This window comes from Cohnella sp. OV330, from assembly GCF_900112065.1.
Lineage (GTDB): Bacteria > Bacillota > Bacilli > Paenibacillales > Paenibacillaceae > Cohnella.
Window position 1 is genome coordinate 137,746 of sequence record NZ_FOKE01000001.1, and the last position, 16,916, is coordinate 154,661.

At 60.8% G+C, this 16,916-nt stretch carries 5 protein-coding genes; all 5 read right to left on the reverse strand.

Annotation, left to right across the window (positions count from 1 at the left end):
• Window positions 1–143: 143 nt before the first annotated feature.
• A complete protein-coding gene (locus BM235_RS00640; RefSeq protein ID WP_090108608.1) occupies window positions 144–7,130 on the reverse strand; it encodes a DUF4962 domain-containing protein in 6,987 nt (2,328 codons plus the stop codon).
• Between the two features lie 755 nt (window positions 7,131–7,885).
• Complete coding sequence (locus tag BM235_RS00645; RefSeq protein WP_158543638.1) at window positions 7,886–12,874, reverse strand: Ig-like domain-containing protein; 4,989 nt, start codon at window positions 12,872–12,874, stop codon at window positions 7,886–7,888.
• Between the two features lie 86 nt (window positions 12,875–12,960).
• Window positions 12,961–14,502 carry an ABC transporter substrate-binding protein gene (locus BM235_RS00650; protein ID WP_255374000.1) on the reverse strand — a complete coding sequence of 514 codons (1,542 nt, stop codon included), beginning with the start codon at window positions 14,500–14,502 and terminating at the stop codon, window positions 12,961–12,963.
• Window positions 14,503–14,541: 39 nt separating this feature from the next.
• Window positions 14,542–15,426: a carbohydrate ABC transporter permease gene (locus tag BM235_RS00655; RefSeq protein WP_090108609.1), complete on the reverse strand. Its 885-nt coding sequence runs from the start codon at window positions 15,424–15,426 to the stop codon at window positions 14,542–14,544.
• 13 nt (window positions 15,427–15,439) lie between these two features.
• Window positions 15,440–16,462: an ABC transporter permease gene (locus BM235_RS00660; RefSeq protein ID WP_090108610.1), complete on the reverse strand. Its 1,023-nt coding sequence runs from the start codon at window positions 16,460–16,462 to the stop codon at window positions 15,440–15,442.
• Window positions 16,463–16,916: the final 454 nt, after the last annotated feature.

Sequence of the window (16,916 nt, forward strand, 5' to 3'; positions counted from 1 at the left end):
ATGTGCTTCGCCGATCGGGCACCTCAATCTTAACAAGCCTATTCGCGCGTGTAAATCGGAACATCCCGTCCGCGTCAGAAAAGCGATCCCCGAATCCGCTTGGATCCGGGGATCGCCCTTATAGTAGAACGCCTGGCGCGAAATCAGATGACGAACGGTACCGTCGGATTCGAGGCGATGTCCGCCGAAACCTGCTTGATCGTGCCGTTTAAAGTGACGCTGAACGTGTACGTGACGGGCAGAAGCTCCTTGCGCGCGATGCCGCCCGAGAACTTGCCGAACGTACGCCAGCCTCCCGCGTAGTACGCGGCTTCGCCGCCTTCGAGCATGTTGCCTTGGACATCTTTCAGTTGAAGCGCGACATTCGTCGTCTGGAACACGACGATCGGGTCGACGATCGTATCCTGGCTCTTCTGAAGAATGCCTCCCGCGTAAGTCACGGCGTACGCATAGTTGCCCGGAAGCAGCTCCTTGGACGTCTCGCCGGAGGCCGCGGTCGTGCCGAGCGTGCGCCAGCCGGTCGCGTAGTAGGCTACCTCGCCGCCTTCGAGCGGCGTACCTTGACTGTTTTTCAGCTGCACCCGCACTTTGACGGTCTGAAAGTCGACTGTCGCGTTGTCGCCCGTATTTTGGCTTTTCTGCTGGGCGGTGCCCTCGTACGTCATGGCAAACGTATAGTTGCCGGGCAGCAGCTCCTTCGAGACTTCGCCGCCGGTCGCTGGACCGAACGTGCGCCAGCTGTCGGAGTAGAAGGAGACGACCCCTCCGCCGAGCGCATTGCCCTGGCTGTCCTTCAGCCGAACCTTGACCTTGACGGTCTGGAAATCGATGACGTTGCTGCTGCCCGTGTTCTGCGACTTCTGCGTCGTTCCGCCCTCGTACGTCATGGCGAACGTGTAGTTGCCGTCCGGCAGCGTCTTGCTCGCCGTCCCCGTCGCATCGGTCGTGCCGAACGTCTTCCAGTCCCCGTCGTAATAGCTGACCGTCGCGCCCGCGAGCGGATTGCCCGCGCTGTCATTCAACTTCGCGCGGAAGGTCGTCGCCGCGAGCGAAAAGCTGACCGAATGCGCGTTCTCGACGTTGCCGGCCTTGTCGGCGGACCGGTACTTCACGTTGTACGTCCCCTGTCGGTCGAACGTGACCGGCCCAGTGTAGGGCAGCCAGGCGGTGCCGTTGTTCAGGCTGTACTCGGTCTTGTCGATGCCCGCGCCGCCGGCATCCGTCGCGCTAAGCGAGAGCGTGACTGGTCCGGCATACGCGCCGCCCGTGCCGTCCGGCTGAGCGGGCGACAGCGTCGCTGTCGTCGTTGGCGCGGTCGTATCCGCCGCGGTCGGCGTCGTATCTTTGTACATGGCGACGTAGTCGAACAGGAACTGTGTCGTGAACCGGCTGCCCGCGAAGCGGAACGTGTCGACGGAATTCACGTTTGCGCCGTTCATGAATTTGATGCCGGTTACCTTGTAAACGCCGTTCACGATCGTCCCCGGCGCGTCGACGGGTCCCGTGTAGGTCTTGAACGCGTCCGCCTCCATGGACAGGTCGTACGTTTTGCTCGCCGTGTCGATGTCGACGCGAAGCTTGATCCACTGATTTTGCGGCATCTTGAAGAGCGGATTCAGGTTGTTCGCGGGAATCTTGTAGTCCCCGTACTCATTCGTGGCGGCATTCTTCAGGTTGTAGTAGCCGAAGTTCCCCTCCGAGAAGCCGCCGATCTTCACGATGTCGCTGTTCTGGCCGCGAATCTTGAGTTCAAAGGTACCCAGCTCCGTGTTCATGAACCGCGTCTCGAACGCTACCTTCCCGCTCAAGGGCGCCGTCGCTCGGATAATGGCAGGGCTTTGCGTATAATCCGAAGCGCTAGGCGAGTAAGCGTCTTTTAACAGCAGCGACTGCCCTGCGCCGCCGGGCGTCGCCTCGACGGTGACGGAGGAGACGGTGTCGGCGGCTGCTTTGGCGATCGTCCAGCCGCCAGTCTCGACGAACGCGCCGGCGGGACGCTCGTCGAACGAATCGTAGTAATCGCCGTTGCTGCCTGCGGCTGGCGTCGTGACCGTCACGCTCGGCCCGCTCTCGGTCTCCTGGCCCGACGCGCCGATCGCGCGGATCTGGAACGTATACGCCTGGCCCGGCTGGAGCGCGGTCGCATCGTACGCGCGCGCGCCGCCGGCTACCGTCGCGATTTTCGAATAGGCCTGCGTGCCCTGCTTGCGATAGACCGCATACGAGGCGATGGCGCTGCCGTCGCTCATCGACGCCGGATCCCACGCCAGTCTGGCGGCGGTCGGGAACAGGTGCGTCTGCGTCGCCGCGGCTCCCGAATTCCACGTCGGAAGGCCGGTCGTGTCCTTGTACATGGTCGCGTAGTCGAACAGGAACTGGCTCTTATAGCGGTTGCCGCTGAACCGGAATGTATCGATGGTGTTCACCTTCGCGTTATTCAGGAAAGGAATGCCGCGTACGGTGTACGTGCCCTTCTCCTTGTCCAGCGCGCCGGGAGGCACGCTGATGCCGCCGTAGGACTTGAGCGCGTCCGCTTGCAGCGTCAAATCGTAGGTGTCGGTATCCGTGTCGAGATCGATGCGCAGCGTGATCCACTGATCCTTGGGCAGCTTGAAGTCGAGGGCGTTGCCAGGAATCTTGACGTTCGTAAAGGTACTGCTCCCGGTCCCGGGGTCTACATAATAGCCGAAGGTGCCTCCCGTAAAGCCGGTGAACCGGACGATATTCGCGCCGCCCCCGCGCAAATACAGCTCGTAGTTGCCGTGCTCGTAGCCCGTCGCGTTGTCCTTGAACAGGCTGTTGAACATGAAGCGGGTCTCGAATTTGACCTTCCCCGCGATCGGCGTCGTCGTTCTCGTCGCGATCGGGCTCTCGGTATAGCTGTCGTTGCTCGGAGAAAAGTCGTCCTTGACCTGCAGCGATCGTCCTGCGGCGCCCGGCGTGTCCTCGACCGTGACGGCGGACGCATTGTCGCCGCTGGCTTTCGCGACGGTCCATCCTGGCATCGAGGGCAGCGTGGCTGCCGGATATTCGTCGAACGAATCGTAGTAATCCCCGCCGGCGGCGGAAGGCAGCGTCACCGTCAAGCTAGGGCCGTTTTCCGACCGATTGCCGTCTCCGTCGACCGCTTCGATCTTGAACGTATACGCGCCGCCGGACTGCAGCTGGGTCGCATCGTACGCATACACGCTGCCCGCGACCGTCGCCACCTGCTCGAACGAAGACTGCGACGCCGTTTTGCGAGAGATCTCGTACGTCGCCACGGTCCCCGAATCGTCCGTCGCGGCATCCCACGCCAGTCTGGCTGCGTTCGTGAAAAGGCGGCTTGCTTTGAGAGCAGCGCTCCCCCATTCGGGCGGCAACGTATCGCTAGCCGGCAGCTCGAGCGGCACGCTGTCCAGCGAAGGATTGTCGCTCGTATCGATCGCCAGCACGACGATGGCATACGCCGTGCCGGGCACAAGCCCCGTGACCGTAGCGGTCGTCTGGCCGTTTGGCACGACCGTCTTCTGCACGCCGTTCGCGAAGATCGCGTATTCCTTCACCGCTACGTTGTCCGTCGACGCCGTCCAGGAGACCGTCGCGGATGTATTCGTGCGGGAGACGAGCTGCACGCCGCCCGGCACGCTCGGGCGAACCTCGTCGTCCTTGTTCTCGATTAAAGCGATCCAGTCCAGGTTCATGGCGCCCTGCGCGTTCCACATCGTGATGTCCACAGGTCCGGCGGGCAACTGCTGGTTGGTGTGAATGCGAAGACCTTTCCATACTTCCGGCGCACGGCCCCAGTCCGGCACGCCGTTTGCGTCGAGGGTCACAGGCGCTTCGACGTAGTACGGAATATCTCCGATCATCGCGAGGCGTCCCGTCATCGTGCCGACGGGGTCGAAGCCGGCGACATACTTGAGGACAAGGTCGTAGTTGCCGGCTTTGGGGACGTTCATCGTCCACTTGACCGATTGTCCCGTCTTCGTCCATTCCCCGAGCCCGACGCCGCCGGACAGGAACGGACGCGTCGAATACTTATTAGGCCCATCGACGGCGACGTACGCCTCTGCTTCCTTCCATTGGAGATTTAACGTAGACCGTTTAACGTCGGGATTCGTCCACACTTCGGCGGGCGTCGGATGGCTGGTACCGATGCGCGCCAGCTTCAGCGTTCCTGTCGCTCCCCGTACCAGAATCGAGGCTCCCGCTTCCAGATAGACCGTGCTCGGCCGTCCGTGCTTCTCGAACACGAAGCCCGCCGGCGCCTCCTGGACCTCATACAGGCCCGCTTGGTTGCTCAGCTTGCCCCACGCGACAGGCACGCCGTCCGTATTGCCGTACACCTGCATCGTCACGCTGCTCTGCGCGCCGTCGATCTCGACGGGCAACGTGATATTGGGCTGCGCCCCAGGCATCGGCGCATTGTTGAGTTTAAAGGCGTGCTGTCCCTTTTCGACGCGCAGCGTAAGCTTGCTGCCGGACACCTCCCAATGTACGCCGAGATTTGCGAGACCTTCCGCGACGGATCCCCCGCTCGGGAAGTCGGTCCCGGTATCGAAGTCGCGGACGCGCTGTACGCCCGGCGCTTCGACGGACACCTGCGTCGGATCCGCTTGGCCCGATACGGACAGGCGCTCTCCGTCGTAGGCGATCGTCGCGGGCTGGTCGCTTTCGATCAGCGTAACGCCGTCTTGGACGACCTTTTTTCCGTCGACGAGCAGCACCGAATCGCCCTTCAGCGCGACAGCCGAACCGTCGAAGCGAATGCTGCCTGCATCGATCTCGCCGGCCGCCGCCGTCAGGCGGACATACACGACCGTGCCGTCCGCGAAGGTCAGCTTCATATAATCGCCGTGTTTTTCCGAAACGACGTTCTGCGCGGCAGAATCCCGCTTGTACGCTTCCAGGGTCGACACGAAGGTCGTCGACGTCGTCTTGGGCGTACTGAAAACGGCATGCACCTGCTCGTTTGCGGCGAAGCTGCCGCCCGGCTTCACTTCGTTTCCTCCGACGCCGATGTATTGATTGGTCTTGGTGGCGCTTAGGCTATCCGGCGTGTAAAAACGAACCTTTAGCGCAGCGTCTCCCTTGAGGATCGTCGCGCCGGCGTTGTCGCCGTCGAAATCGAGCTGATCCTGGGCATGCAGCCGCCATTCGAACTTATTGCCCTGCGGATTCGCGGACTTCAACCTGTCGATCATGACGAACATGCCGGGACGCAAGTAGATGACATCGCGGTCCGACTGGCTGAGCGCGCTGCCGTAAGCGGTTTTCGCGTCGGCGCTGATCGCGTCGAAGGCAGGCGTCGTCACGAAGCTTTTCACCTTGCCGTCAGCATCGATATCGTTGGCCTTCTGACCGACGCCGCCGTCGTACGTAATCGCGTTGGCCGCCAACGTCTGCCTCGTATACTGCACCCGGTGCGGCGTATCGTAGCCGTCGTAATGACCGGCTTCGATCGCCAGCGACTCCCCGAAGGCGTTGATGACGAAGCCGTTCTGATCGGCATAGCTGTGGTTGTAGCTGCCGAACGGGCTCGACCTGAAATACATCGAGACGCGGTCCGGATCGTACAGCTCGGAATGCATGGCGACCACGCCGACGTCCTCGAACCATCTGGCTCTAGGCAGATCGACCGGCGGGCGGGAAGCCAGGCTATCGTCCCCGTAAAAGTAGTTGTTGTTAAGCGTAATATCCGGTCCTGTGCCGATCGCCTCCGCCGCCCATTTAAGGCGTGCGTCCTTGCTCATCTGCGACAGCCGATTGTAGATGGTGACGCTCGGCTTGGCCGGCAAATACTGGCTGTCGTCCCCTAGGATGCCCTTCGGTATGCCATGCGGGAAAACGTACAGCGGATACATCCCCTCGTTGCGGGAATAGGCCTTATCATACAAGTTCAGTCCGGTCGAAGCGAGAAGAACATCCTCGAACTCCTGGCCGATCAGATTGGACCACTGCCAGTAGCCCGTTCCCTGGGACCAGCCGCCGTCCTCCCCGCCCCAAGGCGGCATGATATTGATATAAGCGGGCACGATCTTGGCGTACCACGTCTCCGCCCGGCCGTCCGGGTACTCGCCCAGCATGGCGGTTGCGACGATACCGAGATAACCGAACGCCGACCAGCCGTGCGAGTTGTACGGATTATTTTTAATATTGGTGTCCGAATTGTCGACGAGCGACGCTACCATCGATCCGGTATGCAGGGCGATCAGTTCCCGAAGCGTCGTTCGCTCCTGCGCCGACAGCACGTCGTAAAGCCAATCGTAGGCCATCGCCGAAGCCAGTGCGACTGAGCGCTGGATCTGGTCTTGTTTGCCGGACGGACCCGTCGGGTCCCAGCCTGCGATGCCGGCTACATTGTTGCCGCCGAACAGCCGAATCTTCGTGTCGGTCAAATATTTTGGATCTTCCGTAACGAGGTATAGGAAAGCGGTGTCGACCATTTTATTGATCAGATCTTTGGCCTTCCCCGCATATAGGTCCAGAATTTCTCTTTCCGTGAGCGTGGAATCGGTACTAAGCGGCGGCTCCACCGGAGGCGCCTGACCGGCTGTGAGCAAGGCCAGACCTTTGAGCTTCTCGTCTATGAATGCCTTTCCGCTGCCCGACAACGCGAGGTCCCTGAATTGCTGTAGCGTGTCCGGCGTCGTCCAGATGCGCGGATGGCCCGCCGGCACCTTGCCCATCAGCTCGCCGATCGGCGGCACTACGAAGGGTACGTTCTGCGCCTCAATGCGGAATTTCCGCACGTCGCTCCATACCGACCAGCCCTCCGCTTTCTGGAAGCGAACCCGCCAGTACCAGGTACCGCTATCGAACGTATGCGGGAAGTTATAGACGTTTTCCGTCAGCGCGTTATTCTCGTACGTAACGCTCGACACCGACGCGTCACGGCCGACCTGCAGGTCGTAGCCGGTCGCGTTCGGTACCGCGGGCCATCTGAAGTCCGGCGGATTCTGCGTCGTGACCAAACCCTGCGCAGGCGCGAACGGCAAGTTATAGCCGCCCATCACCGACGCCGGCCATGCCAGGCCCGTCTCTGCCGCCTGCGCGCTTTTGAAGGCGATTCCGACATCCAGCAGGCTCGCGAACATCGCCAGCAGCATGCTCATGGCCATGATTTTTTTCTTCGTCCAACCCCTCATCGTTCCAGCTCCTTTTCAACACGAAAATGTGAATCGTCATGTGGACTGCTTCCCGCGGGTGTTGCCTCGCACTTTTGGAAACGCTTTCGATCAGGCCTCCCTTCCGTACACGCCTATGGTAGCCCAGCATCTCGGCCGACGTATATGAACGGATATCGCGATACGTGCAACTATTTCGCTATTTCAAAAAAAGAGATCAGCTTCGAAAAAACAGATTAAGATGCATGCTCGCGGACCGGAGATCCGCTATTTCGCTCAGATTGGGACAATCGCACGTAGTTGCGGACTCAGGAGCCGTTTTTCCAACCAATTGGCGATATTTGATGTGCTTTTCGGCGCAATAACGGCTATCCGGTCCGCCAGCGTCGCAAATGCGCCAAAAACGCAAAAATAGCGGCTCCTGAGTCCGCATTCGAGATCACGTCTTTGCTCGCGGACCGGAGATCCGCTATTTCGCTCAGATGGGGCCAATCGCATGTAGTTGCGGACTCAGGAGCCGTTATTCCGATCAATTGGCTATATTTGATGCGCTTTTCGGCGCAAAAACGGCTATCCGGTCCGCCAGCGTCGAAAATGCGCCAAAAACGCAAAAATAGCGGCTCCTGAGTCCGGGGGTTAGATAAACGAACAGGGGGAAACGAACGAGGGTAGCGAACGAGGAAGCGCCGCAACGCGCAAAGAAACCGCCCCTTGCATAACGGCTGCGCGTCGCAGCCGTTTGCAAAGAAACGGTTTCTTTCTAAGTACGGGTTGCTTTACTTCGTCACCTGCACGAGCAGACTATCGCTCGACGTCGCGCCGGCCGCATTGGCGAGCTCCGCGCGGTATTCGTAACTGCCCGGCGCCCGGCCGGAGACCGAAGTCTTCGCGGCTTGCGCGGACGGCGTGCCGGCGGTCAGCTGTTGCGTATCGATCAGCTCGCCGTTCTCGTACAAGCGGTACGTCCCGCCGTTCGTGCCCCACCACATGTTCATCGACACGTCGTAGCTGCCGTCGCCGTCCCAGTTGTTCGCGGACAGCACCGGCTTGCCCGGCTTCGCGTCCTTGACGGTGACGGTGAGCGTCTCGCTCGTCGTTTTTCCCTTCGCATTGATCAGCTCGGCCCGATAGCGATATGTGCCGTCGGTCCGCCCCGAGATCGCCGTGACGGCCGATTGCGCCGCCGGCGACGCGTTCGCGAGCGATTGCGTATCGATGAGCACGTCGTTCTCGTACAGCTTGTAGACGGTGCCGTTCTCGCCGTACCAAAGGTTCATCGTGATCTTGTAGTCGCCGTCGAGCAAGCCCGTGTCGTACCCGTTGTCGCTCGACAGCGCCGGCTTGTCGGGCAGTCCAGGCCCTTCGGTAGCTTCCTCGCCCTTGATCTGCTCCGCAGTCAGCGTCAAGGTGCCGAATGCCGCGATCTTGCCCTCGGCATCGATCTCGTAGACCGCGATCGCGCTGCCCTCGGCGGCGGCGAGATCGCTGCCCGCGACGTAGTCCGCCGAGCCTGCCGGCGCCGCGCCGCCCAGATCCGGCGCCGTCGGCAGCTCCGCCGCCGTCGCATAGACGGCCGCCTTCAGCGCATGGCCCGCCGGCAGCGCGCCCGCCGCCAGCCGCGTCGTGCCCGCGGCCGTTCCCGGCGCCGCCGTCACGCTAAGCGCGGCCGCCGGATACGGCGCGATGTCGGCAGCGGCGAGCTGCCGCGAGCCGAACCGCGCGATCTTGCCCGTCGCCGTCGACGTCTCGTAGACGCCGACATAAGCGCCGGCCGCTGCCGCGGGCAGCTCCAGCGCGGTCCCGCTCGCAAGCGGGACCGCGCCGCCCGGCAGCGTCGCGCTGCCCAGCTTCGGCGTCGCGAGCGGCGCCGCCGAGACGACCAAGTGCAGGCTGTTCGCCGCATCCGAAGCGACGGCGGTCACCTGAACAGAACCCGGCGCGCTGCCGGGCGCCACCGCAAGCGGCGAAGCGAGCGCCGGTGCAGGCTCCTGCGGCAAGACCGAGAAACGGACGTCGTCGAACAGCAGGTAGCTGAATCCGCTGGCGTAGAAGCCTACCTTGCCCGACGGGCGGTAGCCAGGGTCGGTGGCGTCCAGCCGGAGCGCCCCGTTCACATACACTTTGAGATGTCCGCCCTCGGCAATGACTTTCACGTCATACGTCGTATCGGCCGCGAGATCCCAACCAGTCTGAGGCGCCGTTTTCAGCACGGCCCAGCTGCCGTTGTACAGCACCCAATCCGACGTGCCGTCCGCCTTCATCTTGTAGCCGATCCGGGTCGAAGCGGCCGCGTCCTGCCGGTCGAAGATGTACAGCGTGCCTCCGCCCGACGGCAGCGTAGGCGGCGTCCGGAGCTTGAACTCGAGCATATAATCCGAAAATGTCTTATCCAGCAGTCCGGTCGCGCCGTTCAAAATCTTGTACCAGCGGTTCCCGTTCGCATCCAGATAGATGCTGCGGTTCGGGTCGACGGGCCATCCGTTGCCGCCCGATTCGAAGTTCGTGAAATGCATGACGTTCGACACGATGACCTGAACGGCCGCCGTCGCATTCGCGTTTTCGACCGAGGTCGCCGTGATCGTCGCCTCGCCCTCGCTCACGGCGGCGACTACGCCGTTCGCATTCACGGTCGCCACCGACGAATCGATGGACGTCCAGGTCAATCCCTGGTTCGCCGCGTTAACCGGATCGAAAGTCACGGTCAGCTGCTTCGTCTGTCCGGCCGTCACGCGCACCGGATTTTCCGTCGGGATGACGCCGGACACGTCGGTCGTCGATGCCTTGAACTGGATGTCGTCGAACATCATGTTCGTGACGTTGTTGACGTAGAAGCCGACCTTGCCGCTCGCGTTGTGCCCCGGGTCCGTGCCTTTCATCCGGAACGCGCCGTTTACGTAGACGCTGTAATCCGCGCCCTTGACGAGCGCTTTGATGTCGTACGTCGTATTCGGCAGCAGATCCTGGCCGGGCAGCTTCACTTCCTTCAGCACCGCCCAGGCGGAGTTGTACAGGAGCCAGGACGACGTGCCGTCCTCCCGCACTTTGTAGCCGATCCGCGTCGAGCCGCTGCCCACCTGCTTGTCGAAGATGTACAGCGTCGCGAAGGCCGGCATGACCTCGGGCGTCTTCAGCTTAAAGGTCAGCTCGTAATCGGTAAAATCCTTGTTGATGAGCGTCGACGCGTTGTTCAGCAGCTTATACCACCGGTTGTCGTCGACCTTGACGATCGAACGGTTCGCGTCCTGCGGCCACAGGCCCGAGCCGTTCTCGAAGTCCGTCCGGTCCATGACGCCGTCGCCGGCCTCGACGTGAACCGACGCGACCGCCGTCAGGTTCGGGTAGACGGCCGAAGCGACCGTGATCGTCGTATCGCCGACCGACTGCCCCGTGACGACGCCCGCAGCGCTGACCGTGGCGATCGACGGATCGGCGGATACGAACGTAAGCGCCGCGTTGCTTGCATTCCACGGCACGACCGCCGTCTGCAGCTTCACCGACTTGAAGCGGTCGACGGCGATGTCGTCGTTGTACACCGCGACGCCGGTCACCGGGAATTCGTGCGGACCCGCGGTCGTTCCCGGTGTTCCTGACGTGCCGATATCGCCGAACGGAATTTGAGGGAAGCCCGGAATCTGCGTATAGGCCGGCGCGTTCGCCGCAAGCGTCAGGTCGCCGCCCGCGAGGTTGACGAAGCCGGGATCGGTCGTCGTCACCCAGTTGTTCGCATACTGGACGAGGTTGAACTTGTCGTATGCGCCGTACACATTGGTAGTCACGCTCCGGGTCATCGTCGGATTGTAGACGATGTTGCCCTGGAATGTATTGGTATCCGGATAATAGCGATTTTCGTCAAAGAACGCGGCCAGCTCCGGATACTTGGTCAGGTACGGCGTGCCGACGAAATCGTTGTTCGCGGCGAACAGCGCCTGCCACTTCGGCATGTAGTTTTTCGCGATCTGACCGTCCGGGCTGTCGCCCAGATAGATATCCGCGTAATCGTACGGCACCTTCGCGTCGACGAAAATGTTGTTCCGCGAGAGAATATGCGCGCCGCCGTTGTTCTTGATGGCGGAGTTGCCCATCTTGTAGAACACGTTCTCCTCGATTTTGAGCCCCATCGTGAAATTGTCGGGATAAATGCCCTCGACGCCGGCTTTGCTCGTGCCGATGTCGTGGAAGTAGTTGCGCCGGATGACGGTACCCCGCTGCTGCGGCGTCTCGCCCGCGTTCATGTAGATCGCGCCAAGATCGGAGAAGCTTTTGCACACGTCGTAAATCTCGTTGTACTCGATCAGATGGTCGTTGCCGAAGACCAGCACGCCCGGGTGGGGCGCGTCGTGCAGCTCGTTGTGCGACATCCGGTTGCCGACGCCCGACAGGATGACGCCGGGATTGTACGCCTTGTGATAATAGGCGAAGTCGTGAATATGCGAGTTTTCGACGTAGTTGTTGCCCGGCGCGAGCGTCGTTTTGTTGCCGCCGCTCAGCGTGACCGCGGTGCCGCCGATATGGTGGATATGGGACCCCACGATACCGAGATCGGTGCCCGGCGCGCCGTCGAAGATGTTGTAGAAAAACCGGCTCTGCGTATTGATCAGCACGCCGCTGTTCGTGAAGTTGCGGATCTCGCTGTTCACGATGCGCACGTGGCTGCCGCCGACGATGACGGCCGCCGAGTCCCTTCCGTTTTGGAGAATAAGCTCCTTGAAGTCGATATAAGAAGCGTCGATCGAATTGATCATCGGCGTCTTCAACATCGTTACCGTGATCTCGGGATTCGCGGTCTTAAACTCGGCGTTCGGCAAATAGTAAAGCTTGCCTGCGCCGCGGTCGATGTAATACTCGCCCGGCACGTCGATCTCCTCGAGCAGGTTTTGCGCGAAGTGGAAATCCGGGTACCAGTTCTTGTACAGGCCGCTCATCTCGCCGTATCGCAGGGTGATCGTCTTGTTCGTCGTGTCGATCGCGGCGATCTTGTTGTACGACCATTCCCAGCTGTAGCCGAAAATGCCGTCCAGCCAGATGTCGTCCGCTTGCGTCCAATACTGCGGACGGTCGTACGTATACGTGAACGTGCCGCCGCGCTGCTGCAGGTCCGCGTCCTTGCGCGTCGGCCCCATGTCGATGATGTCGCCCATCTGGACCGTGCCTTCGTTCGGCCAGCGGGCGAGCGTCATGCCTTGGCCGTTCACGTACAGTTCCATCGGAGGCACCTGGCTCAGGTCGTTGGCCAGATAGTAGCCGTGACGGCTCATCACCCCGTAGTCGGTAATGCCGAGCGCGGCGAGGTCGATCTGCAGCACCTTCGATCTCGCGTCCTGGCTGATGATCCGGTTCAGCACCGCGCTGTCTGTCACCGGCACGAACCCGCTTTTCGGAATGTCGCGGCCGCCCGACAGGCGGACCGTCTCCCCGGGATACGCCATGTACGTGATCGTCTTGCCGGCTTCGCCCGAGTCGTCCGCGCCGAGCTCGAAGCTCGACGTCCGCTCGTATAGCCCTTCTCTAAGGTAGACGGTGACGCCGCCGTCCGGCAGGCCGCCGTCTTCTTTCATGTCCCGGATAGCGTCGCGCGCTTTCTCCAGCGTCTTGAAGGGCGCGGCGATCGTGCCGGCATTGGCGTCGCTGCCGTTCGTCGCGACGTACAGCACGGCACCGGCATCGGGCGCCTCGTCGGTCGCAGCGGATACTTGCATCATCGGAAAAGCGCAGAATAGTACCATCAAGCCTGCAAGCCAAGCCGTCATCCGTCTCTTCATGAGCATGCGTTTCCATCTCTCCTTAACGTATGAGTCTGGAACACCGCGCCCGACTTCGGCGCCTTTCTCGTTGCCGCGGACCGCTTATGCGATTATTTTTTGAGACCCGACGTCTTCAGGTATTCCTCGAATTGCTTGGTAACCTCTGCGACGTACTTTTCCTCGCCGGCTTCCTTCAGCTTCTCGTACAGGCCCGGCCACGTCTTGTCGAAGTCGAGCGTACCGGTCTGGATGCCTTTCTTGTATTCGCCCCATACCGCGTTCAAGTTGGCGATCTCGGTGACGACGGGCTCGGAGTTGAACTTGAAGCCGCCGACCGGGTTCAATTCGGCCGTTTCGTTGATTTTCTTCGTTTGCTCCCACACGTCCTTCGGCTGGCCTTCCTTCAGGTAGCTGTTGAACACGTTGCCGAAAATGAAGTCCATGTTCGGACGGTACTTGGAATCTTCCTTCGGCGCGATGAAGCCTTCCGCGCTCTTCGTATAGTGCTCGCCTTCGATGCCGTTGCTGATCAGGTTGTAGAGCTCGGCGTCGCTGTTCATCAGGTTGATGAGCATCATCGCGCGCTCCGGATTTTTGGACGTGCGGCTGATCGACAGGTTCGTCGTCGCGGAGTAGCCGTTCGTGAACCAGTCGCTGATCGGCACGATGACGACGTCGTTGCCGCCGTTGCGTCCTTTGACCTCGGCTTCAACGCCCGGCTTCAGGACGTTGTTGAATTGGACCGCGATCTGGCCCTTCGCCTCGTAGTCGGCCATCTTGGCCGTCGCCGCGTCTTTGTAGATGTAGCCGGCTTTGTACCACTTGCTCGCGAGTCTGAAGGTGTTCAGCTCTTCCTCCGGATAGCGGTACAGCTTGTAGCTCGGGTCGCCCGACTTGATGAAGAAGTGGTCGTCGAGACCCGGCACGCCCCAATACGTCGCGTCGTGCAGCGCGGTGTTGTAGTAGCCGTTGAACGGGATGATGTCCGGCTCGCCCTGCTTGATCTTCTCGAGGAAAGGCTCGATGTCTTCCATCTTCTTGATGGAGGCCGTGTCGAGCTGGTACTTGTCGGCGAAGCGCTTCTGGATGATGAAGCCGTAACGCGAGCCGTTGATCTGCTGGTTGGCGACGCCGTAGATCATGCCGTCGACCGTGAGGCCGTCCCACATGTACTGCGGCATGTCCGCCTTCAGCGCCGGCGCGTATTGCTCGATCAGATCGTCGAGCGGCTGCAGCGCGCCTTTGCGGACGAGCTCCTCCGGCTTGATCAGGTAGCCGGTCCACATGATGTCGAACGACTCGCTGGCGGCCAGCACGGTGTTCATCTTTTGCACGTAGTCGCCCAGTGCAACCGGTTTCAGTTTGACGGTCGCGTTGATTTTCTCTTTGACGATCTTGTTGACCGCGTCTTCGACCTTCTGCTGGTCCGGCTGCATTTGGTTGAGCGGATAGTACCACGTCAGCTCGACCGGCTTGAGCTCGGATCCGCTCGATGCCGTCGCCGCCGCGCTGGACGCGGCGGGAGACGAACCGCTCGCGCTTGGCGAAGCGGCGGCGTTGCCCCCGTTATTGTTGTTGTTGCCGCAAGCCGCCAGCGCGGTTGCGGTCAGCAGCGCAAGCGCCGCCGTGGTGCCGATTTTTCTTTTCAGCATTCCTGTGACCTCCTAGTTTTTTGCTCTGATTCAAATATGTTAACCCTTGAGGGAGCCAACCGTAAGTCCTTTGACGAAAAAACGCTGGAAGAACGGGAATACGATGAGCATCGGCCCGCCCGCCAGAACGGCGATCGCCATCCGCGCGGAGTTGTTCGGGAAATGCGACAGATCGATGCCCAGCTGCTGGGCGAAGTCCGAGTTGGCCGTGATGAACTCGATGCTGTTCAGCGTCCGCACCAGCAGCAGCTGCAGCGGCACCTTGTTCGGATCGTCGATGTACAGCATGGCGTTGAACCATTCGTTCCAGTAGGCGAATGCGATGAGCAGTCCCATCGTGGCCAGGGCCGGCGTCGACAGCGGTAGGATGATGCGGAAGAAGATCTTGAACTCCCGCGCCCCGTCGATCTTGGCCGACTCGATCACCTCGAACGGCAGCTTCGACAGGAACCCTTTCATCACCATGATGTTGAACGGCGACAGCAGGACGGGCAGGATGAGCGCCAGCAGACTGTCCTTCAGATGCAAATACTGCGTGACCAAAATGTAAGAAGGAACGAGTCCTCCGCTGAACAGCATGGTGAAGAAAACGTAGAACGTGGTCATCCGGTTGTACCGGTAATCCGGACGGGAGACGACGTAGGCGGTCATTGCGGTAATCAATAGGCTGACGATCGTTCCGACGACCGTGACCAGCAGCGTCACCTCGTAAGCCCGGAACAGAATGACCGGCGAGTCGAGCATGTACCGGTAGGCATTGAGGCTGAATACGCTTGGCCAAAATTGATAGCCGTGCTGCGTCAGCGCCTGTTCGTCCGTGAGGGACACGGCGACGACGAGCAGGAACGGCAGGATCATCGCGACAGATAGGATGACGAAGAACAGGTGGATAAACGTGCGCGGGATCGGACTTGCTTGCTGCATCTGCGATTCCTCCTTACCACATCGAGTGATCCGGGTTGATTTTGCGTACGATGCCGTTCGCGACGAGCACCAGGATGAAGCCGACGACCGACTGATAGAACCCTACCGCGGCCGACATACTCACGTTCCCGACCTCGCGAAGCGCCCGGTAGACGTAGGTGTCGATGACGTCCGTGGAGGAGAACAGGAAACCCGAGTTGTTCGGAATGAAGTAGTGCAGTCCGAAGTCGCCTCGGAACATGCCGCCGATCGACAGAATGAGCATGATGATAATAAGCGGCGTCAGCAGCGGCACGGTGATTTTTAGCGCCATCTGCGCCTTGGTCGCGCCGTCGATCCGCGCGGCTTCGTAATAATCCCCGCTGATGCCCATGATGCCCGCGAAGTAGATGAGCGTCGTGAAGCCGATCGCTTTCCATAGGTGAACGACGATCAGGATGACCGGCCAAGGTCCCGAATCCTGGTACCAGCTGACCGGCTCGAACCCGAGGGAGATCAGCATCCGGTTGATGAAGCCGTCCGAATGATTCAGGAACGCGTAGGCGATGTAGCCCACGAGCACCCAGGACAAGAAGTGAGGCAGGAACAGGGCCGTCTGATAAAACTTCGTATACTTCGCCTTCAGCTCGTTCATCAGCACCGCCAGGAACAGGGCGCCCAGCGTCGTGATCAGCATGTAGCCGGCGTTGTACAGCACGGTGTTGCGCGTGATTCGCCAGGCGGTATCCGTCGTGAACAAGAATCGGAAATTGTCCAGGCCGACCCACTTGCTCCCGAACATCCCGAGATCGTAACGATAATTTTTGAAGGCGATGATCAGCCCGACCATCGGCAGGTACGCGAAGATCAGCTTGTACAAGAGTCCGGGCAGCGACAGCAGGAACAGCTCCCGGTTGTTTTTGAAATGCTTGAGCTCTCTTCTTAAGAAAGACTTGCGCTTCGGCTTGTTGGCGATGCCGATCGGCGGTGATTCCGCATCTGCTAATGCGCTTGGACGGCTCTGGTCGCTTAGGGCGACCGATGCTTTGTTCGGCATGACGAATGCTCCTTCCCTTGCTTCCCGTGCTTCTCTTGCTGCCCGTGTTGCTCCGGCTTGCAGGTCTAACGATAGCGCAGGGGGCTGCGGAGACGGTACTGTACATATGCAGGATTCCTGTAAACGCGGGCTGTACGTATGCCAGAATGCTGTAACGGCGCGGCTCGCGGGCTGTACAGGTGCAGTACAGGTTTGTGCAGGCGCGGCGGCCGGCCGGCTCCATGACGAAAGAGGCCAGCCGGAAATCCGGCTGGCCTGGTGAAGCAATATTCAGTTGCGGCTTGGGGCTAGCGGCCCCAAGTGACGTCCACGAGCGTTACTTCGCCCCGCCGACCATCGATTGCATCCAACGTAACGTTCACGAGCGTCTCTTCGCCCCCTGACCTTCCGGTATCCCGAAAGTAACGTTCATGAGTGCCTCTTTGTCCCGCCGACCATCGATTGCGTCCAAAGT